This window comes from Saccharopolyspora sp. NPDC045941, from assembly GCF_056431445.1.
This window is the reverse complement of sequence record NZ_JBWKKU010000089.1, coordinates 14,561-33,784: the sequence shown is the minus strand read 5'-3', so window position 1 is coordinate 33,784 and position 19,224 is coordinate 14,561. Positions and strand designations below refer to the sequence as shown.

Sequence of the window (19,224 nt, the reverse complement as noted above, 5' to 3'; positions counted from 1 at the left end):
CCACACACCACCCACGAAGATCAGCAGCAGGGTGATGATCTTGCCCCAGCGGCCGCCACCCGCCCACACAGGGTGCGAAATTGAGCAACAGAGTCCTTCAGCCGGGGAGGACGTCAAAAGGTCCTGAAGTCCGTCGAGGAAGCGGCCGCGGTGGCGGCGTCGGCGGCGCACGGCGAGATCGGGACGGTGCGCATCGGCGTCGGCGGCGTCGGGCCGCTGGCGTGCCTGCCGGGCCTGGTGAAGCGGCTCAACGCGGAGAAGCCCGGGATCGAGCTCGTCGTCGTCGGCCAGGTGTACTCGCAGGCGGGGTTCGACCTGGTCGCAGACGGCAGCCTCGACCTCGCCTTCGTCCGGCTGCCCGCGGTCCGCGAGGGCGTCTCGACGCGGGTGGTGTTCGACGAACAGCTGATCGTCGCGGTGGCGCCCGACCACCCGCTGGCCGGGGCCGAGTCCGTGGCGCTCGCCGAGCTGGCCGAGGAGCGGTTCATCGCCTACCCGCCCGGCGGCGTGTCCAGCCTCCGCGACCTGATGGTGCACGCCTGCGTGGACGCCGGTTTCACGCCCCGGATCGTCCAGTACGGACCCGAGACGAGCACCATCATGGCGATGGTCGCCGCCGGGCTCGGGGTGACGCTGACCGTCACCTCGGTGATCGACGTGATCAGCAACGTCGTCTTCGTGCCGCTGGCCGGCCGGCCGTACCGGACGCAGGAGGCCATCGCGTGGAGCCAGGAGCACCTCTCCCCGGCGGCAGCGGCGGTCCTGCGGATCGCCGAGGAGGTGCTCCCGACCCCGTGATCGCCCGGAATTGATGCCGGCGGCGTATCAGTCCGCGACAAATCTTGTATTGGACGAGACGAAGTTCCGCCTGCGAGGCTTCTCCTCCAGTGGCAGCAGTCACATCGGCTGCCGACCTGCCCTCAACCGCCCGCGGGCGGAGAACCCCTGCGCCGCACGGGGTTTCCTCAGCGTGGAGGAGCGCATCTCTTGAGCACCGTGATTCCCCCGGCCGCGTCGCGCGCGGACGGCGACGAGCTCGTCGTCCCGCCGGCCGACCTGCGCCGCGCGGCCGTGTCCTCGTGGCTCGGTTCCGCCTTGGAGTACATGGACTTCACCCTGTACACCCTGGCGGCGGCGCTGGTGTTCGGCCCGCTGTTCTTCCCCGAGCAGTCCCCGGCGGTGGCGCTGATCGCGAGCTTCGGCGTCTACGGCTCTGGCTTCCTGATCCGCCCGGTGGGCGGGCTGTTCTTCGGCCGGGTCGGTGACCGGCACGGGCGCAAGGTCGTGCTCATCGCCACGCTGGCGATGATGGGCGTGGCCACCGCTGGAATCGGCCTGCTGCCGACCTACGCGCAGATCGGCGTCTGGGCGCCGCTGCTGCTGACCGTGCTGCGCCTGGTCCAGGGCTTCGGCGCGGGCGCGGAGCTCGCCGGCGCGTCGCTGCTGATGGTCGAGTCCGCCCCGAAGCACAAGCGCGGATTCTTCGGCTCGGTCGTCGCGATGGGCACCAACTCCGGCATCTTCCTGGCGACGGTGCTGTGGTTGTCGCTGTCGCAGATGCCCAAGGAGCAGTTCATGAGCTGGGGCTGGCGGGTGCCGTTCCTGCTGAGCCTGGTCACCACGTTCGTCGCGCTGTACCTGCGGACGTCGGTGAAGGAATCGCCGGTGTTCGAGGAGCTGCGCCGCCGCCGCGAGGCGCAGAAGCACGAGACCGAGCACGGCGGCGTGTGGCGGGACGTCGCGAAGGCGAAGAAGCCGTTCCTGCTGTCGCTGGCCATCCGGGTCTCCGAGAACGGCGCGGTCTACCTGGTCAAGGGCTTCCTGGTCGGCTACACGGCCTCGACGCTCGGCCTCGCGGGCAGCGTCGCGACGACCGGCGTGATGATCGGGACGATGATCGGTTTCGCGACGGTGCCGCTGTTCGGCAAGCTCAGCGACCGGTACGGCCGCCGGCCGGTCTTCCTGGCGTTCGCGGTGTTCCAGCTGCTGTTCGCGGTGCCGGCGCTGGCGCTGATCCACACGGAGAACCCGGTGATCATCGCGATCGTGTTCGCGGTCTTCGTGGGCGGGCCGCTGCCGAACCTCTACGGCGTGGAATCCCCTTGGCTGGTCGAGATGTTCGGCGCCAAGCACCGCTACACGTTCATGTCGACGGTCAAGGAGGTCGGCGCCGTCCTGTCGGGCGGCCTGGCCCCGATCCTCACCGCGGGGGTGATGGCGGCGGCGGCTCCGGCGTGGTGGCCGATCGCGGTGATCATGCTCGCCTACGCGGCGATCGGCGTCGTCGGGGCCTGGCTGGCCCCGGAGACGAAGGACCGAGACCTGTCGGCGGAAGCCGACGCCTGCTGACCGGCGCGACGATCTCGGACGCCGGCTGAGCCCGAACGTGCCCGTGCTCGTGCAGTTTCAATTGAGGTTTTTCCACCTCGTTTTGCGTGGCGGTGCGGGTAGCGGAACCTCAGAGGCTCCCTGGTCTGTGGGTGCCCTGACTTATGTATGCCCAGCCGCCGCGCTCGAACTCGGCCCGGACGCCGTGCTCGTCCTGCTGCAGGGCGTTGATCGAGTCGCCGAAGACGTACTCGACCTGGTCCCTCGTCGCCGCGTGCAGCATCGCGGTGAGGTCCTCGCGCAGCAGCTCGACGTCCTCGTTGTCCAACCGGCCGCCGCTGATCGTGTGCTCTTCGGACCGGAACAGCTCGTTGCCCGCACCGTCCAACATGGACATACCGCGCATCCGGGTGCGTGCGGCCCGCATCGGCTCACCGAGGCCCATCCGGTCCACCACGTCGAGCGCGACGCCGCGGATGTCGACCGCCTGACCGCCACTGCGCGGCCCGGGGCTTCGCTCCACCAGGGTCACCGAGAAGCCCTTGCGCTGCAGCCAGTAGGCCAGGGTCGGGCCGGCGATGCCGGCTCCGGAGATCAGGACGTTCCGCGTGGGATTCTCCACTGCTTTGACGATGTACGCGTCCGTGCGTACGCCGCACACAGTGCCATTTCATCGGCATAGCAGCCAAAACTGGCGTAGTACAGTTGCTCATCTGTACTAGCACAGATGGGAGATGTGCATGCCGCCGGAAACGCGGTACCTGGCCATCGCCGCCGAACTCCGGCGCAGGATCGCGCAAGGCGAGCCGGCCCCCGGCGCCAAGGTGCCGTCCACCCGCAGGATCGCGGCGGAGTGGGGCGTTGCGGCGGCCACCGCGGCCAAGGCGCTGGCCACTTTGCGGCAGGAGGGGCTGATCCGCGCCGAGCCCCGCTCGGGCTACGTGGTCGAGGGCTCCAGCCGCCAGGCGGCGACCAAGCCCGGCCACCGGTCCGCGCCGCGCGACCGGCCGGAGGACCTCACCCGTGGCCGGATCGTGCGAGCTGCCATCGAGATCGCCGACAACGAGGGACTGGCCGTGCTGTCGATGCGCGGCGTCGCGGCCCGGCTCGGGGTCGCGCCGATGTCGCCGTATCGCCATGTGGCCGGCAAGGACCAGCTGGTCATGCTGATGGCCGACGCCGCGTTCGGCGAATGCGGCTACCCAGCCCAGCCGCCGGCCGATTGGCGAGCTCGCCTAGAGCTCTTCGCGCGCACCCTGTGGGCGCTGTACCGGCGGCATCCGTGGCTGGCCCAACTGACCCCGATCACCCGGCCGCTGCCGCTGCCCAACCTGGCGGTGCACGCGGAATTCGCGCTCGCTGCGCTGGACGGGCTCAACCTCGGCGCAGCCGCGATGTGCGACCTGCACGTGCTGCTCGTCAGTCACGTGCAGGGCATCGCGATCCACCTCGAACGGGAGCAGCAGGCACTCGGCGCCTCCGGGTTGTCCGAGGACGAGTGGATGGACAACCAGGCGCCGAGCCTGGAGGCGATCACCGGCACGGGGCGCTACCCGGCATTCACCAGGATGCTCACCACGCTGTCCGCCGAAGGCTACGACCTGGTCCTGGACGACCTGTTCGAGCTGGGCCTGCGCTCGCTGCTCGACGGCCTGGCCATCCGGATCGGCAAATCGGCAGGCTCCGGCGAGCTCGGTTGAGCGAAGCCGAACCGGCCCGACCGGAAACCTCCGTCGGATGGGAGAGCACTTTCCCCGCGACTGGACGATTTCTTAGGTCCGCAGGTGGCCTAAGCGGCCCATAGCGTGCTGGGCATGACGAACGAAGTACGCCCCTTCCGCATCGAAATCCCGCAGGAGCAGCTCGACGACCTGCGGGCGCGGCTGGCCGGCACCCGGTGGCCGGACGAGCTGCCCGGGGTCGGGTGGAGCCGCGGTGTCCCGGTCGGCTACCTCGAGGACCTCGCCGAGCACTGGCGCACCGGGTACGACTGGCGCGCCCACGAGGCGGAACTCAACGCGCATCCCCAGTTCGTCACCACCGTCGACGGGCAGAACATCCACTTCCTGCACGTGCGCTCGCCGGAACCGGGCGCCACGCCGCTGGTCCTGCTGCACGGCTGGCCGGGCGGGGTCGTGGACTTCCTCGACGTCATCGAGCCGCTGGCGGATCCTCGCTCGCACGGCGGTGATCCGGCCGACGCCTTCCACCTGGTGATCCCGTCGCTGCCCGGGTTCGGGTTCTCCACGCCGCTGGCCGGGCCCGGGATGAACGTGGCGCGGATGGCCGGGCTGCTGGCGCGGCTGATGGCCCGGCTCGGGTACGACCGCTACGGCGTGCATGGCTACGACGCGGGCGCGTGGGTCGGCCCCGCGATGGGCAAGCACGACCCGGACCACGTCATCGGCGTCCACGTCAACGCCCTGCTCGCGTTCCCGGTCGGCATCGACGGCGAGATGGACGGCCTGACCGAGGTGGAGCAGCGGCGCTGGGAAGCGATGCAGAACTTCAACGACGGCTACCTGCAGTGCAATTCGAAGCGACCGCAGACGGTCGGTTACGGGCTGCACGACTCGCCGGTAGGCCAGCTGGCCTGGATCGTGGAGAAGTTCAAGGAGCTCACCGACCCGCCGGAAGGCCTGCCCGAGGAGAGCGTCGACCGCGACCGGATGCTCACCGACGTCTCGCTGTACTGGCTGACGGGAACGGCCACCTCGGCGGCGCAGATCTACTACGAGGAGATCTCGGCGGCCGACTGGAGCGCGGAGCCGGCGGGCAAGGGCACGGTGCCGACGGGCGTGCTGGTCTCGAACCATGACGTGACGATCCGCCGCTGGGCGGAGCGGGACCACAACATCGTGCGCTGGACGGAACTGGAGAAGGGCGGCCACTTCCTCGCGATGGAAGAACCGGAAGCCCTCGTCGAAGACGTCCGGACCTTCTTCCGCGACCTCCGCTGAACCCGGCGCGGGTTCAGCCGGCGCCGATCTCCAGGTCGGCGATGACGCCGTAGTGATCGCTCGCCCAAATCCCATCGATGGGCTTGTCGAAGGCGAGCTCGACCGAACGCACGCGGCAGTGGGCGTCCGGATGCTGGTGCCACGAGCCGATGAACACGTAGTCGATCCGCCAGCGGTGGTGGGGCTGGCGCACCGCCAGATCGATGACGTCGCGAGCGTTCGGGTTGTCGGCCGTCCAGGTGTGCCCGGGCGAGGCGCCGGCGACGGCCCAGGCGTCGTGGTAGTGGACGCTTCGCCCGCCGAGGGACTGCAGGCCGCTGAGGTAGCGGATGCTGGCGGCCTCGGGCGCGGCGTTGAAGTCGCCGGCGATGATCGTCGGTAGGGCTCGGCGGTGCCGGGCGTCGAGATCGGTGAGGGCGATCGCCTGCTGTTCGCGGACCTGCTCGGCGTCGAGGCGCCACGCGGCGGTCGTGCCGATGAAGAGGAGCTCTCCCGCCGCGGGCGTGGGCACCGCGACGGCCAAGGTGCACCACGGCACGTCGGCTGCCCCGGCCAATCGCATGTCTAGGACCTCGCGCACGGCGTGCGGCCAGCGGGCGGCGACGGCGCTCCCGCCGTAGCGGTCGATCCACGGCGGTTCGTACGACATGACATCGCTCTGGTGGGTGCCGTGCAGGCCCGTGCCGGCGAGGAGTTCGTCGAGCTGCTTGCGCTCGGGTGTCTGCACGACCTCCTGGAAGGCGACGAGGTCCGGGTCGAGGCGCCGCAGCTCGCGGTTGATCTGCTCGGTTCGTCGCGGGTCGCCCTGGACGTTCTGGACGTTGATGGTGAGCACCCGGAGCTCCATGGAGTCGCGCTCGCTTTCCGGCAGTAGTGGTCAACTGGTTGACGATTGGCCATGCTGGTCGACGGCTCCCGTTTTTGTCAACGAGTTGACTACACTCGGCTCGTGTCTTCCTCCGAGTTGTCGTTGGCCGGGTCCCTCTCCCGGGCGTACGCGGTCGTGTACGGCCTGATCGCCGACGGCCTGCGAGAGGACGGCTTCCGGGACCACTCCCCGGCGCAAGGCGTCAACGTCCTGCGGAACCTGGGCGAGGAGCCCCGATCGGTCGGCCGGCTGGCCCGCATGACCGGCGTCTCGAAGCAGGCGATCAGCCGCCAGGTCGCCGGGCTCGAGCGCACCGGCTACGTCCGCACCGAACCCGATCCCGCCGACGGCCGCGGCCGACTGGTCCACCTGACCGACCGGGGGAGGGAAGAGCGGGAGGTGGCCCAGGAACGGGTCGCCCGGCTTCGGGAGCGCCTGGAGCGAGAGCTGGGGCCTGACGAGACGGAGACGTTCCTCCGCGGCCTCGAAGTGATCATCGGCTGGGGCGACCGGGAGAAGGCGGCCGAGCCGGATCGCGGCGCCTGACGCCGTTTCGAAGAGCCGCCCACAGTGGACCCGCGTCGCGATGCGTGGCGGGTTCGGCGGGGCCAGGCCGGTTCGCGTTCGCGGTGCACTGTCGTTTCGGCGCACACCGAAACGACGCGGTCCTACGGTGACCGGCATGTCATCGCAGACCCGAATCGCCGACCACGCCGCGGTGTCGGCGGCGCTCGCCGATCCCGCATTGACCGTGCCACGTGTTCCGAACGGTGGCCCGGCCTCGGGAATTCGTTGGCTGAGAAGGAGTGTCGCGCGTTTCGCCGATGGCGCCGAGCACGACCGACGTCGACGGCAGGCCACCGGCTTGCTGGCCGAGGTGGAGCCGGCCGGGTTGCGCCGGCTGGCAGCGGAACGCACGTGCGCTGCGCTGGACGTCATCGGCGGCGGCCCGTTCGATCTCATGGCGCGGCTGGCTCGGGTGGTACCGATCGACGTGCTCGTCGCCGCCCTCGGCATGCCTCCGGTTCCCGCCGATGTCGTCGCGGCGGTGGCCAAGGCCTACCAGCCCGGCACCGGGGCGGAAGAACCTGCGGACGAGGCGGTCGCCCGGCTCGTCGAAGCATTCGGTGGGGTGCCCGACGAACCGACCGCGGCCAGGATCGGACTACTGGTGCAGACCTGCGACGCAACCGCGGGCCTGGTCGGGAACGCGACCCTGGCCATGCTGCGAGCGGACGGGGAGCGATCGGTCGACGCGATCGTCGCCGAGACGCTGCGGCACGATCCGCCGGTGCGGATGACCCGCCGACAGGCATCTGCCACCGGGGAGGTCGTCGAGATCGACCTCGCGACGGGCGGCTGTCCCTTCGGAGCGGGGCCGCACCAGTGCCCCGGCCAAGACCACGCGACAGCGATTGCGGCAGGAATCCTGGAGTCCGTCGGGGGCTACGCCCTCGCCAACCCCCAAGTCCATTACGAGCGGTCCGCCGCACTGAGAGTGCCGACCGAACTGCTGGTGACGAGGTGAGGGCAGAAGTGACGAGCTCCCAGAAGTCCTCCAAAAGCTCCGCCGACCAACAGACCGAAGGCAGGAACGGCGGCTACCGGCCGCAGTCAGTGGGGGCGAAGGCAGGAACGGCGGCTACCGGCCGCAGTCAGTGGGGGCGAAGGCAGGAACGGCGGCCACCGACCGCAGTCAGTGGGGGCGAAGGCAGGAACGGCGGCTACCGGCCGCAGTCAGTGGGGGCGAAGGCAGGAACGGCGGCTACCGGCCGCAGTCAGTGGGGGCGAAGGCAGGAACGGCGGCCACCGACCGCAGTCGGCAGAGGCGAAGCGGGAATAGCGGTCACCGATCGGAGTGCTGGTCGATGAGCAGGCCGGGAACGCTCGGCACGGCGGGAGCGGACGAAAGGCGACCACCGCACCGTGGGGGTCCGCGGGGGCTCGGCCCCCGCGATGAAATGACGAGACGAAAGGGTTCGCGCTTTCCGCGAACACACCCCGCCCAGAGTCTCGTGGGGCCGGAGGGACTCGAACCCTCACTGGCTAGGACCTAAACCTAGTGCCTCTGCCAATTGGGCTACGGCCCCGCTCGGCACAGCCTAGCGCGTGGGGTGATCTTGGCGGGAGGCGCGTTCCCGACCGGGGTTGCGGGCGCGACACGCTTACCGCTGGTGCGTGGCCGGTTCGGCGGTGCTCTACGGTGTCAGCAGCCAGGTGAAGGTGAGGAGGACACGTGGCCCGTGATCCAGACGCCATCGAGCGCGACATCGAGCAGGCGCGTGAAGCGCTGGCCAGCACGCTGGACCAACTGAGCGACAAGGCGAACCCGAAGCGGTTCGTCGAGTACGGCAAGTCCAGCCTGCAGGAGAAGCTCAGCGATCCGAGGGTGCGCTACGTGCTGATCGGCGTCGGTGCTCTCGTCACCGTTGCGGTGGTGCGCAAGCTGTTCCGCTGAGGTCCGTGGGCCTCTCGGATTGAGGCGGTGTGCGGCAGGGCGGGTTCTGAAGCGGCGAAGCCGCTCGGCCCGCCCTCGCAGCTTGCACCGCCGCGGGTTCTCAGGCGTCTTCTCGCGAGGGCAGCTCCGACGTGGTGAATTGGCAGTCGGGGATCCCACAGCGAGAAGGCGACCGTAATTCCCGCAGGGGGGCCGCTACCCGCGCCGCCAGGCAAACGAGCGCCCAGAAGACTCAGGACACTGCGTCGCCGACCCGGACTTCGCCGGGTTTGGTGACGCGCATGATCACGCCGAACTTGTTGTCGTGGCGGTCGATGAGGTGGGTCTGCAGTTCCCGCCAGCGCTCGCGGCCGTCGGCGTCCCAGCTGGGGACCGCGCAGCGGATGCACGGCCCGGAGTTGTCCCCGGTCACCGCCAGTTCCACGTCGCCCACGGTGAGCACGGTGCCGTGCTCCCAGGTTTCCTCGGCGAACGCCGGCAGGTCGGTCGTCACGTGGATGTTCGGGCGGAACCGGCGGAGATCGACGTCGGCGCCCAGTTCGTCGGAGAGCCCCACCCGCGAGGCCTCGAAGGTCACGAGCACGGTCGGCCCGCGGTCCTGCTGCCCGTCCGCGGCGCGCAGGCTCAGCGGGATGTCCAGCGAGCCGGCGAGGGCGTCGGCGAGCTTCGGGTCCGTCCAGGACCAGTCCGCGCCGTCCGGGCCGCGCAGGGTCGGCGGTTCGGTCGGATCGGCGGTGTCGCCGTAGCTCGCCGACCAGCTCAGCATGACCGCGTTCTGCCGGACCGTCAGCACCCTGCCCGAACGCTTGGCGCGCTCGTCGAGCAGCGCGTAGGCGCGGTCGCCTGCCATGCCGCGGTCGTCGAACCGGGCCGCTTCGACGCGCTCACCGCGCAGCGACTTCACCGGCCAGCGATTGAGCTCCGTCACCGATCCCCGCGCCACGCAGACCTCCATTCACCGCGTGGCCTCACCCTAGCGCGTGGCCGCGGTGCTCCGACTCGTGCGAACCGGGGATCATCGCCGGGGCGCGGCGCTGTGGAGCAGCGGCAGCAGGGCCTCGTGCAGCAGCCGGTCGACGAAGCCGGTGTCGAGCGGCTCGTCGGTGAGCATCAGGCGGTAGATCAGGCTGGCTCCGGCGAGCTCGACGACCGTGTCGACCGGCGAGTCGGCGCGGATCTCGCCGCGCTGCACGCCGCGCTCGATGATGCGGCGCAGCATGTCGCGCTGCGGCAGCAGGAAGGACTCGCGGAACGCCGCGGCCAGTTCGGGCTCGTGCGGGAGCTCGCCGACCAGCGCCTGCGCCGCCTTGCCGACCGGGCCGGTCAGGAACGACGCGAAGTTGCGGAGGAACTCGCCGAGGTCGGCCTCGATGGTGCCCCGGTCGGGTTCCGGGATGCTGCGGCGCACCAGCTGGGTGCAGGTGTCGATGACCAGGTCGAGCTTGGAGTCCCAGCGGCGGTAGATGGTGGCCTTGCCCGCCCGCGCGTGGGCGGCGACGGCGTCCATGGTCAACGCCCGGTACCCGACGTCGGCCAGCACCTCCATCGCGGCCTGGCGCAGCGCCGCGTCGCGGGTGGCATCGCGCGGGCGCCCCCGGCCGCTGGCCGGCCGGTTCGTTTCGACGCTGGCCAACGCTGGTTCCTCCTCGCGTGCACTGCTCGCCGCTTTCACACCGGACATCCTAAGGTCCGCGCCGCCTTCGTCCACTGTGCACGCAATCGGGATGTTCCGCGCGGTCACCTGGCGCCGCGCGCGTGGCCCGTCGCGGCGGCCACGGCGCTGCGGGTCGCCTCGTCGGACAGGCCGTGCCTGGCCTGCAGGTATGCGCTGGTGAAGGCGAAGCCGTCGCCGTCGAGCAGGTGGATCACGATGCGACCCGCCTTGCCGGGCGCGAGCTGCTCGATGAACTGATCGGCCTGGTCGCGCGCCGCGATCAGGCCCGGCGCCCGGGCCGTCCGGCGATCGGCGCCGGTCGTGACCGTGACCAGCCAGTCGTCGCCGTCCGGGACGTAGTCGGCCGTGATGTGTCCGCTTGCCATGAATGCCTCCGCCTCCGGCGCGCTCGGGCGTTCGTGTGACGTCGCGGACCGGCGAGGGCTGCGTCGATCGCTGTCGGCGCTGGGCAGCCGCGTGCAGGCCGGTCGCGCGTGGCCGTCGACTTTACGGGTTGCCCAGGGCGAGGTCTTCAGGACGGTCGATGTCGAAGCCCGCCGACACGTCGTCGCAGGCCACCAGCGCGACTTCGCGGCCCTTGAGGTAGCCGCGGGCGCCGGCGTCGCCGGTGGCGGCCGCGCGGGCCCCGGCCCAGTGGCCGCGGCCGAACAGCACGGGATGGGTGCGCTCGCCGTCGTGCGCGGCGGCGGCCAGGGCGCTCCGGCTCGCGAGCGCGGCGACGCGCCGCACGGCTTCCGGGCTGATGCCGGGCATGTCGACCGGCAGCACGAGGGCGGCGTCGGCATCGGTCGGGGCGAGCGCGTCGAGCGCGGTGCGCAGCGACGAGCCCATGCCGGTGGCCCAGTCCGGGTTGACCACGGCCGTCGCGCCGGTCAGCTCGGCCCGTTCGCGGACCTCGTCCGCGGCGGCGCCGAGGACGACCACGACGGGCGCGCAGCCGCCCGCGGCCAGCACTCGCACGGCCCGGTCGACCAGCAGCGATCCGCGATACTCCACCAGCGCCTTCGGCATCCCGAAGCGGCGTCCGGCACCGGCGGCCAACACGACTCCCGCGACTCCCACGCACGCACCGTACCCATCCGGAGAAGGCGGTGGAGGGCGCCTCTCGGGGAAAGGCGCCCTCCACCTGGTACCTGGTCGAGTGGCAGCTACTCGACCAGGGCCTCGATGCCCTCGACGCCGAAGTAGAAGGCGAAGACGATCGCCAGGACGCCGACGAGCCAGCCGATCTCGCGCACCTTGCCGCGGGCGATCTTGATGACCGCGAACGCGACCAGGCCCGCGCCGATGCCGTTGGTGATCATGTAGGTGAACGGGATCACCGCGATGGTCAGGAACGCCGGGATCACGTAGTCCGGGGCGTCCCAGGGGATGTGCCGGACCTGGGCCATCATCAGCGCGCCGACGATCACCAGCGCGGGCGCGGCGGCCTGCGCCGGCACCACCGCGGCCAGCGGCGTGAACAGCAGCGCCGCGCAGAACAGCAGGCCGGTGACCACGCTGGCCAGGCCGGTGCGCGCGCCTTCGGCGACGCCGGTGGCCGACTCCAGGAACACCGTGTTCGGCGACGAGCCGGTGAGCCCGCCCGCCGCGGCGGCGACGCCGTCCACGGCCAGGATCCGGCCCATGCCCTCGACCTTGCCGTCCTTCACCAGCCCGGCCTCGGAGGAGACGCTGGTGATGGTGCCCATCGCGTCGAAGAACCCGGACAGCACGAGGGTGAACAGGAAGACGGTGGCCGCGATGCCGCCGGCCGCGGCGAACCCGCCGAACAGATCGACGTCGCCGAACAGGCTGAAGTCGGGGCTGCCGACGACGTGGTCGGGCAGCTCGGGCACGATCGTGCCCCACTGCTTCGGGGCGATGTCGAACGCCGAGTTCGCCGCGATCGCCAGCACCGTGCTCACCGCGATGCCGATGAGGATCGCGCCGGGCACCCGCCGCGCCAGCAGCACCAGCATGATCAGCAGGCTGACGCAGAAGATCGCGATCGGCACGCCGAGCAGGTGCCCCTCGGTGCCCTGGCCCATCTGGACCGGCACCGTGGTGTTGGCCGCGTCCGGTTTCCGGGTCACGAATCCGGCGCTGACCAGGCCGATCAGCGCGATGTAGAGGCCGATGCCGACGGTGAGCGCGGTCTTCAGCGCGGCCGGGATGGCGTTGATGATCTTCTCCCGGACGCCGCTGACGGCCAGGACGACGATCACGATGCCTTCGAGCACCACCAGCCCGAAGGCCTGCGCCCAGGTCATGGCGGGCGCGATGGTGAAGGCGACGACGGCGTTGACGCCCAGCCCGGAGGCCAGGGCCAGCGGCGCGTTGCCGACCAGGCCCATCACGATGGTCATCACGCCGGCGGTGGCCGCGGTGGCCGTCGTCAGCTGCTCGGGCGTCAGCGCGGCGCCCGTCGCGTCCGCGGACGAGCCGAGGATCAGCGGATTGAGCATCACGATGTAGGCCATCGCGACGAACGTGGTCAGGCCGCCGCGCAGTTCGCGGGAGAAGGTGGAACCGCGGGCGGTGATGCGGAAGAAGCGGTCTAATCCGGAAGTGCCGGTGTCGGCGGATCTTTCCGGTTGCACTTGCTGGGTCATGAGTCCTCCCATGCCGGTGGGCGCCCCCGCGCGGCAACCGGATTCGGTGCCGCCCGGACTTGTTTCCGGCGTTTTCCGGGCAGGGGAGGGCCCGGCGGGAATTCGCCGAAATCGGTGCGGGGCATTTGATCGATTGGTTTTCGCTGTCCCGGATCGGTTCATCGGGACGGCGGGCGGGCCCAGCTCCGGCGCAACAGCGGGGAACTGTCGGTGTGGCCCGTCCGCAGGCTTCGGGCGACCCGGTCGTCGCTACCGATGCCTCTGCTCAGGACGTCGTTGTCGGAATCTTCTCGCTGGCTGGGGAATTGCTGGATCGGCTCGTGGTTCAGTAGTCGACGCGGTCGGTCTTGCCGCGCCAGGCGTCGAAGGCGGCGTTGCGGTCGGCCATCTCCACCCGGACGACGGGCGTCGGGCACTTCGTCTCGGGATCCTCGAACGCGTCGTAGAAGGCGCGGTCGTCGAAGCCCGCGTCGGCGGCGTCGTCCCGGTCGGCGGCGAACAGCACCCGGTCGACCCGCGCCCACAGCGCCGAGGCCAGGCACATCGGGCACGGTTCGCACGAGGTCACCAGCACGCAGCCGTCCAGCTTGAAGGTGCCCAGCGTCCGGCAGGCGTTGCGGATCGCGGTCACCTCGGCGTGCGCGGTCGGGTCGAGGTCGACGGTCACCTTGTTGGTGCCCGTCGCGATGATCTCGCCGTCCCGGACGATCAACGCGCCGAAGGGGCCGCCACCACTGTCCACATTGGTCTTGGCGAGGTCGATGGCCTGCGCCATCCAGTCCTGCTCGGCGCCCGTTGCGACGTCCACGGACATTGCTTTCCTCCTATGATCTTTTCAGTAAGCGGCGGGAGCCGCTTGCGGTGTGGGACTCGGCTTGCACCGCCGCGGGTTCACGGTGCCCACTCCTCTGGAGTTCTCCCAGCGAGAACAGCCCCGACGTGGTGAATTGGCATTCATGATGTCGGGGATCCCACAGCGAGAAGGCACCTGAGGTTCCGCTACCCGCACCGCCACGCAAATCACTTTGAATTTCTCGCCGGGTTTTCCGGTGATTCTGTTGGGTTGCTGGGGCGGCGGCCCGGCACCGCCGCCCCAGCAGGTCTGGTCACACGATGTGCTCGGGGGCCACCGGGGTGTGCGGGAGTTCCTTGCCGGTGGCGGCGCGGATGGCGGCCACCACGGCGGGCGTGGTGGAGATCGTCGGCGGCTCGCCCACCCCGCGCTGCCCGTAGACCGCGTTGGGGTCGGCGCGTTCGATCACGTCGATCTCCATCGGCGGCGTGTCGAGGATCGTGGGGATCAGGTAGTCGGTGAAGGAGGGGTTGCGGATGTGCCCGTCCACGACCTTGATCTCCTCCATCACGGCCAGCCCCATGCCCTGCGCGGTGCCGCCCTGGATCTGGCCGATCACCGCGTCCGGGTTGATCGCCTTGCCGACGTCCTGGGAGCAGGCCAGCTGCACGACCTTGACCAGGCCGAGATCCAGGTCCACGTCGACCACCGCGCGGTGCGCGGAGAACGCGTGCTGCACGTGCACCCGATCGCTGCGGCCGTTCTCGTCCATCGGGAAGGTCTCCCGGTGGTGGTACTCGCGGGTTTCCTCGATGACGTCGTCGCCGAGCACCTCCACGAGGTCGGCCAGCACGCCGTGGGCCTCGGACACGACCTTGCCGCCCTGCAGGGACAGCAGCGCCGGTTCGACGTCGTAGCGCTCGGCGACCCGGGCGAACAGCGCCTCCCGCACCGCGTCGCAGGCCGCCTTGACGGCACTGCCGGTGACCAGCGTCTGCCGCGAGGCGGAGCTGGAGCCGGCCGGGCCGACGCTGGTGTCGTTCGGGTGGATGGTCACCCGCTCGACGCCGAGCTCCGAGCGCGCGATCTGCTGCTGCACCGTCACCAGGCCCTGCCCGACCTCGGCCGCGGCGGTGTGCACCATGGCCGCCGGCTCACCGCCGATGGCCTGCAACCGGACCCGCGCGGTCGAGAAGTCGTCGGCGCCTTCGGCGTAGCAGATGTTCTTGATCGTCACGCCGTAGCCGACGCCGCGCACCACGCCTTCGCCGTGCGTGGTGTTGGACGCCCCGCCGGGCATGTCCCGGATGTCCACCGGCCCGGAGCGCTCGTCGGGCATCGGCAGGTCCCGCACGCGCGCCAGCAGCTCGGCCACCGGCGCCGGGAAGTCCAGCACCTGACCGGTCGGGATCGAGTCGCCCTGCTCGATGGCGTTGGCGATGCGCAGGTCGACCGGGTCCATGCCCAGCGCGTCGGCGAGCTTGTCCATTTGGGACTCGTACGCGAAAGTCGGCTGCACCGCGCCGAGTCCGCGCATCGCGCCGCACGGCGGGTTGTTGGTGTAGAGCCCCCAACCCTCGATGTCGACGTTCGGCACCTTGTACGGCCCGGCGCCGAGCGTGGTGCCGTTGCCGACCACGACCGGCGTCTTCGAGGCGTACGCGCCGCCGTCGAAGTACTGCCGCGCCTTGACGTACACGAGCTTGCCGTCGCGGGTCGCGCCGTGCTCGTAGTACATCTTGGCCGGGTGCCGGTGCACGTGGCTGTAGAACGACTCCTCGCGGTTGTAGACCATCTTGACCGGTTTGCCCAGGTGCAGCGCCAGCATGCACACGTGCACCTGGATGGACAGGTCCTCGCGGCCGCCGAACGCGCCGCCGACGCCGGACATGGTCATCCGCACCTTCTCCGGCGGCAGCCCGAGCGACCGCGCGGTCTGCCGGAGGTCGGAGTGCAGGTCCTGGGTCGCCAGGTACAGGTCGACGCCGCCGTCCTCGGCCGGGATGGCCAGCCCGGACTCGGGCCCCAGGAACGCCTGGTCCTGCATCCCGACGGTGTACACGCCGGAGACCACGACGTCGGCCGTCGCCTTCGGGTCGCCCTTGACGATCTTCTGGTGCCGCACCACGTTGCCGTCCGGGTGCAGCTTCGGCAGCGTGTCGTCGTGCGCGACGCGCTCGGCGTCGAGCACCGGCTCCAGCACCTCGTAGTCGACGACGATCTTCTCCAGCGCGCGCCGCGCCGTCTCCGGGTGGTCGGCCGCGACCAGCGCGACCGCTTCGCCCTTGTAGCGCACCACGTCGGAGGCCAGCACCGGCTGGTCGGCGTACTTCAGGCCGAAGCAGTTGTCGCCGGGCACGTCCTCGGCGGTGAGCACGGTCTGCACGCCGGCCATCGCCATCGCCGGCCCGATGTCGATCGAACGGATCCGGGCGTGCGGGTGCGGGCTGCGCAAGGTCGCGCCCCACAGCATGTCCTCGGCCCACAGATCCGAGGAGTAGGCGAACTCACCGCGCACCTTGATGGTGCCGTCCGGGCGCAGAGGAGATTCGCCGATGCCGCCGCCGATGGCGTCGTTGAGCTCCTGGGGACTGCGAGCAGGCGCATTGCTGCTGCTCATGCGGACACCTCCCGGGTGCGGATCCGGGCGCTCGCCCGGTCGAGTTCGTGGGTGAGTTCGGCCTCCGACACCGGCATCAGCCGGCCGTCGTCGACCACGACGCTGCCGCCGCGCAGCAGCCGTTCCAGCTTCGGCAGGCGGCCGAGCACCAGGGCGGCCACCGGGTCGGCGATGCCCGTGTGGTCGAGGCCGCCGAGCCGCCAGACCGCGATGTCGGCGAGCTTGCCGTGCTCCAGCGAACCCAGCTCGTCGTCGCGGCCGAGGCACCGCGCGCCGCCACGGGTGGCGAGCCGCAGCGCGTCGCGGACCGACAGCGCCTCCGGCCCGTAGCGGGCGCGGGCGGTCAGCAGGGCCTGGTGCATCTCCTCGCCGAGACCGCCGGCCTCGTTGGATGCGACCCCGTCGACCCCCAGCCCGACGGGGGCACCGGCGTCCAGCAGCGGCCGCACCGGCGCGATCCCGGCGCCGAGCCGGCCGTTGGAGGTGGGGCAGTGCGCCGCGCCGGTGCCGGTCTCGCCGAGCCGGGCGATGCCCTTCTCGGACAGGTGGATCGTGTGCGCCAGCCACACGTCCGGCCCGAGCCAGCCCAGGTCGTCGGCGTACTCGACCGGCGTGCGGCCGTACTCGGCCCGGCACTGCTCCTCCTCGTCGGTGGTCTCGGCGAGGTGGGTGTGCAGCCGGACCCCGTTGCGGCGAGCCAACTCCGCGGCCTGGCGCATCAGGTCGGTGCTGACCGAGAACGGCGAGCACGGCCCCACCGCGACGCGCACCTGCGCGCCCGGGTTCGGGTCGTGGAACCGGTCGATCGCCTCCTGGGTGCCGGCCAGCGCGGCGTCGAGGTCCTCGACGACCGAGTCCGGCGGCAGGCCGCCGTGCGAGCGGCCCCGGTCCATCGAGCCGCGCACCGCGTGCAGCCGCACGCCGATCCGCTCGGCCGCGGCGACCACGGCGCCGAACACGTCGCCGCCGCCGCGCGGGAAGACGTAGTGGTGGTCGGCGGCGGTGGTGCAGCCGGACAGGGCCATCCGGGCCAGGCCCGCCGACGCGGCGGCGTGCGTGATCTCCTCGTCGATGCCCGCCCAGACCGGGTACAGCTCGGTCAGCCAGCCGAACAGCGTCGCGTCCGCCGCGTATCCCCGGGTGGCCCACTGGTACAGGTGGTGGTGGGTGTTGATCAGGCCGGGAGTGACCAGGCAGCCGGACGCATCGATGCGCCGCACCGGGCCCTGCTGGGCCGGCGCGGAACCGGGGCCGACCGCGACGATGCGGTCACCCTCGACGACGACGTGGCCCTCGGCGAACTCGGTGCCCGAGTCGTCGACGGTGACCACGGCGCCGCCCTCGATGATGACAGTCCCGCCTCTCCGCGATTCACAGCGGTGGTCGCGTTCGGGATTGATCTCGCGTTCGGCGGTTTCTTGTGGCTGGGTTGCGTCACGGTCCCCTGAGGTGCGGTTGGGAGGGGGTGAAGTTGACGCAGGGTTGCTGCTCATGCCCGCGCCTCCGCTTTCCGCTGGGCGGCGAGCCGGACGGCATCCATGATCTTCTCGTAACCGGTGCAGCGGCACAGGTTCCCGGCCAGCGACTCGCGGATCTCCGCGTCGGACGGGTCCGGCTTCCGGTTCAGCAGGTCGTGCGTCTGCACCAGCAGGCCCGGCGTGCAGAAACCGCACTGCACGGCACCGGCTTCGACGAACGCCTCCTGCACCTCGTCCAGCTTCTCGCCGTCGGCGAGGCCTTCCACGGTGCGCACCTCGCGGCCCTCGGCCTGCCCGGCCGCGATCAGGCACGAACAGGCCGGAACGCCGTCCAGGTAGACCGTGCAGGAGCCGCATTCGCCCTGCTCGCAAGCGTTCTTCGAGCCCGGCAGGCCCAGCCGCTCGCGCAGCACGTACAGCAGGCTCTCGCCCTCCCACACGCCGTCGGCCTCGTGCGGTTGTCCGTTGACGGTGAACTTCAGGCGCATTCCTGCCTCCTGGAACAGTGGTCGTCCCAGACCCAGGACAGGGTCCGGCGGGCCATCACGGCCAGCGCGTGGCGGCGGTAGTCGGCGGTGCCGCGCACGTCGTCGATCGGCGACGCGGCCTGCGTGACCAGCTCGCCGAACCGGCGGGCCACCGGCTCCTCCAATGGCCGCCGCTGCTCCCAGTCGAGCTCGGCGCTCAGGAACTCCTCGGCCGCGAGCGCGCGCAGCGGCGTCGGGGCGGCCGAGCCGATCCCGGTGCCGACCTGCTTGCGGTCGGGGTGCAGCGCGATCGCGAAGGTGCACACCGCGATGACCATCGCGTTGCGGGTGCCGACCTTGGAGAACTGCTGCGCGCCGGTCGCCGGGGCGATGTGCACGGCGGCGATCAGCTCGTCCTCGGCCAGCGCGTTGCGCTTGACGCCGGTGAAGAACTCCGTCGCTGGGATCAGCCGCTTGCCGCGCACGGACTCGACCTCGATCCGAGCGTCGGAGGCCAGCAGCGGCGGATGGCCGTCGCCGGCGGGGGAGGCGGAGCCGAGGTTGCCGCCGAGGGTGCCGCGGTTGCGGATCTGCGGCGAGCCGACGGTGCGGCTGGCGATGGCCAGGCCCGGCACCCGGTCGCCGAGCTCGTTGATCAGGTTGGTGTAGGGCAGGCCCGCGCCGATGCGCAGCTCCCCGTCCGCCTCGGACCAGCCGGTCAGCTCCGGGACGCCGGTGAGGTCGAGCAGCATGCTGGGGCGGCGGTGATCGAAGTTGATCTCGACCATCACGTCGGTGCCGCCGGCGATCGGCGTCGCATCCGGATGCGCGGCCTTGGCTTCGAGCGCCTCCCGCCACGAGGCGGGGCGGAGGAATTCCACGGTTGTACTCCTTGTCACGGCCGGTGAAAAGGTGTGAGTCAGTACACAGCCGGGGAGCGCTCGGTGACTAGCGGTGGAAGGCCCGAAAAAGCCTTTCGGTGG

General features: G+C 71.0%; 19 protein-coding genes and 1 tRNA gene. 7 read left to right on the top strand and 13 right to left on the bottom strand.

Annotated features, from left to right (window positions below):
* Positions 1–150 precede the first annotated feature (150 nt).
* Positions 151–798 carry a LysR family substrate-binding domain-containing protein gene (locus tag AC07FN_RS41455; protein WP_478400601.1) on the top strand — a complete coding sequence of 216 codons (648 nt, stop codon included), beginning with the start codon at positions 151–153 and terminating at the stop codon, positions 796–798.
* 198 nt (positions 799–996) lie between these two features.
* A complete protein-coding gene (locus tag AC07FN_RS41450) occupies positions 997–2,349 on the top strand; it encodes an MFS transporter (protein ID WP_478400603.1) in 1,353 nt (450 codons plus the stop codon).
* 109 nt (positions 2,350–2,458) lie between these two features.
* On the opposite strand, the gene AC07FN_RS41445 is transcribed toward AC07FN_RS41450, so the two are convergent.
* A complete protein-coding gene (locus AC07FN_RS41445; RefSeq protein ID WP_478400600.1) occupies positions 2,459–2,950 on the bottom strand; it encodes an FAD-dependent oxidoreductase in 492 nt (163 codons plus the stop codon).
* A 118-nt stretch (positions 2,951–3,068) separates the two neighbouring features.
* Between AC07FN_RS41445 and AC07FN_RS41440 the strand changes: the two genes are divergently transcribed.
* Together AC07FN_RS41440 and AC07FN_RS41435 are read left to right on the top strand one after the other, a co-directional pair.
* Positions 3,069–4,028: a TetR/AcrR family transcriptional regulator gene (locus AC07FN_RS41440; protein WP_478400599.1), complete on the top strand. Its 960-nt coding sequence runs from the start codon at positions 3,069–3,071 to the stop codon at positions 4,026–4,028.
* A gap of 114 nt (positions 4,029–4,142) precedes the next feature.
* The gene (locus AC07FN_RS41435) at positions 4,143–5,288 is read left to right on the top strand and encodes an epoxide hydrolase family protein (protein WP_478400598.1); all 1,146 of its coding nucleotides are present in this window, start codon (positions 4,143–4,145) and stop codon (positions 5,286–5,288) included.
* Between the two features lie 13 nt (positions 5,289–5,301).
* On the opposite strand, the gene AC07FN_RS41430 is transcribed toward AC07FN_RS41435, so the two are convergent.
* Complete coding sequence (locus tag AC07FN_RS41430) at positions 5,302–6,123, bottom strand: endonuclease/exonuclease/phosphatase family protein (RefSeq protein ID WP_478400597.1); 822 nt, start codon at positions 6,121–6,123, stop codon at positions 5,302–5,304.
* Between the two features lie 114 nt (positions 6,124–6,237).
* Between AC07FN_RS41430 and AC07FN_RS41425 the strand changes: the two genes are divergently transcribed.
* Together AC07FN_RS41425 and AC07FN_RS41420 are read left to right on the top strand one after the other, a co-directional pair.
* Positions 6,238–6,702 carry a MarR family winged helix-turn-helix transcriptional regulator gene (locus AC07FN_RS41425; RefSeq protein ID WP_478400596.1) on the top strand — a complete coding sequence of 155 codons (465 nt, stop codon included), beginning with the start codon at positions 6,238–6,240 and terminating at the stop codon, positions 6,700–6,702.
* A 136-nt stretch (positions 6,703–6,838) separates the two neighbouring features.
* Entirely contained in the window at positions 6,839–7,684 is an 846-nt protein-coding gene (locus AC07FN_RS41420) for a hypothetical protein (RefSeq protein ID WP_478400595.1), read from the top strand.
* 488 nt (positions 7,685–8,172) lie between these two features.
* Here AC07FN_RS41420 and AC07FN_RS41415 read toward each other — a convergent pair.
* A tRNA-Leu gene (locus tag AC07FN_RS41415) sits at positions 8,173–8,246 on the bottom strand.
* Between the two features lie 146 nt (positions 8,247–8,392).
* Here AC07FN_RS41415 and AC07FN_RS41410 point away from each other — a divergent pair.
* Positions 8,393–8,614: a DUF3618 domain-containing protein gene (locus AC07FN_RS41410; protein ID WP_093261814.1), complete on the top strand. Its 222-nt coding sequence runs from the start codon at positions 8,393–8,395 to the stop codon at positions 8,612–8,614.
* 232 nt (positions 8,615–8,846) lie between these two features.
* Here AC07FN_RS41410 and AC07FN_RS41405 read toward each other — a convergent pair whose 3' ends face one another.
* The 10 genes from AC07FN_RS41405 to AC07FN_RS41360 all read right to left on the bottom strand — a co-directional run bounded on the left by AC07FN_RS41405 (position 8,847) and on the right by AC07FN_RS41360 (position 19,122).
* Positions 8,847–9,542 (bottom strand): MOSC domain-containing protein, encoded by a 696-nt coding sequence (locus AC07FN_RS41405; RefSeq protein WP_478400594.1) that lies wholly within the window; start codon positions 9,540–9,542, stop codon positions 8,847–8,849.
* Positions 9,543–9,629: 87 nt separating this feature from the next.
* Positions 9,630–10,247, bottom strand: coding sequence for a TetR/AcrR family transcriptional regulator (locus tag AC07FN_RS41400; protein ID WP_452618684.1), 618 nt, complete (start codon positions 10,245–10,247; stop codon positions 9,630–9,632).
* A 104-nt stretch (positions 10,248–10,351) separates the two neighbouring features.
* A complete protein-coding gene (locus AC07FN_RS41395) occupies positions 10,352–10,654 on the bottom strand; it encodes a hypothetical protein (protein WP_478400593.1) in 303 nt (100 codons plus the stop codon).
* A gap of 121 nt (positions 10,655–10,775) precedes the next feature.
* Positions 10,776–11,351, bottom strand: a complete 576-nt coding sequence (locus AC07FN_RS41390; RefSeq protein WP_478400592.1) for a nucleotidyltransferase family protein — start codon at positions 11,349–11,351, stop codon at positions 10,776–10,778.
* Between the two features lie 86 nt (positions 11,352–11,437).
* Positions 11,438–12,883: an NCS2 family permease gene (locus AC07FN_RS41385; protein ID WP_478400591.1), complete on the bottom strand. Its 1,446-nt coding sequence runs from the start codon at positions 12,881–12,883 to the stop codon at positions 11,438–11,440.
* 325 nt (positions 12,884–13,208) lie between these two features.
* Positions 13,209–13,697, bottom strand: coding sequence for a nucleoside deaminase (locus AC07FN_RS41380; protein ID WP_478400590.1), 489 nt, complete (start codon positions 13,695–13,697; stop codon positions 13,209–13,211).
* A 292-nt stretch (positions 13,698–13,989) separates the two neighbouring features.
* Positions 13,990–16,296: a xanthine dehydrogenase subunit D gene (pucD, locus tag AC07FN_RS41375; protein WP_478400589.1), complete on the bottom strand. Its 2,307-nt coding sequence runs from the start codon at positions 16,294–16,296 to the stop codon at positions 13,990–13,992.
* A complete protein-coding gene (locus AC07FN_RS41370) occupies positions 16,293–17,645 on the bottom strand; it encodes an 8-oxoguanine deaminase (protein ID WP_478400602.1) in 1,353 nt (450 codons plus the stop codon). Before AC07FN_RS41370 ends, pucD begins: the two co-directional genes overlap by 4 nt.
* A gap of 140 nt (positions 17,646–17,785) precedes the next feature.
* A complete protein-coding gene (locus tag AC07FN_RS41365) occupies positions 17,786–18,262 on the bottom strand; it encodes a (2Fe-2S)-binding protein (RefSeq protein ID WP_358390170.1) in 477 nt (158 codons plus the stop codon).
* Positions 18,253–19,122, bottom strand: a complete 870-nt coding sequence (locus AC07FN_RS41360) for an FAD binding domain-containing protein (protein ID WP_478400588.1) — start codon at positions 19,120–19,122, stop codon at positions 18,253–18,255. The genes AC07FN_RS41365 and AC07FN_RS41360 overlap by 10 nt, the downstream gene beginning before the upstream one ends.
* Positions 19,123–19,224: the final 102 nt, after the last annotated feature.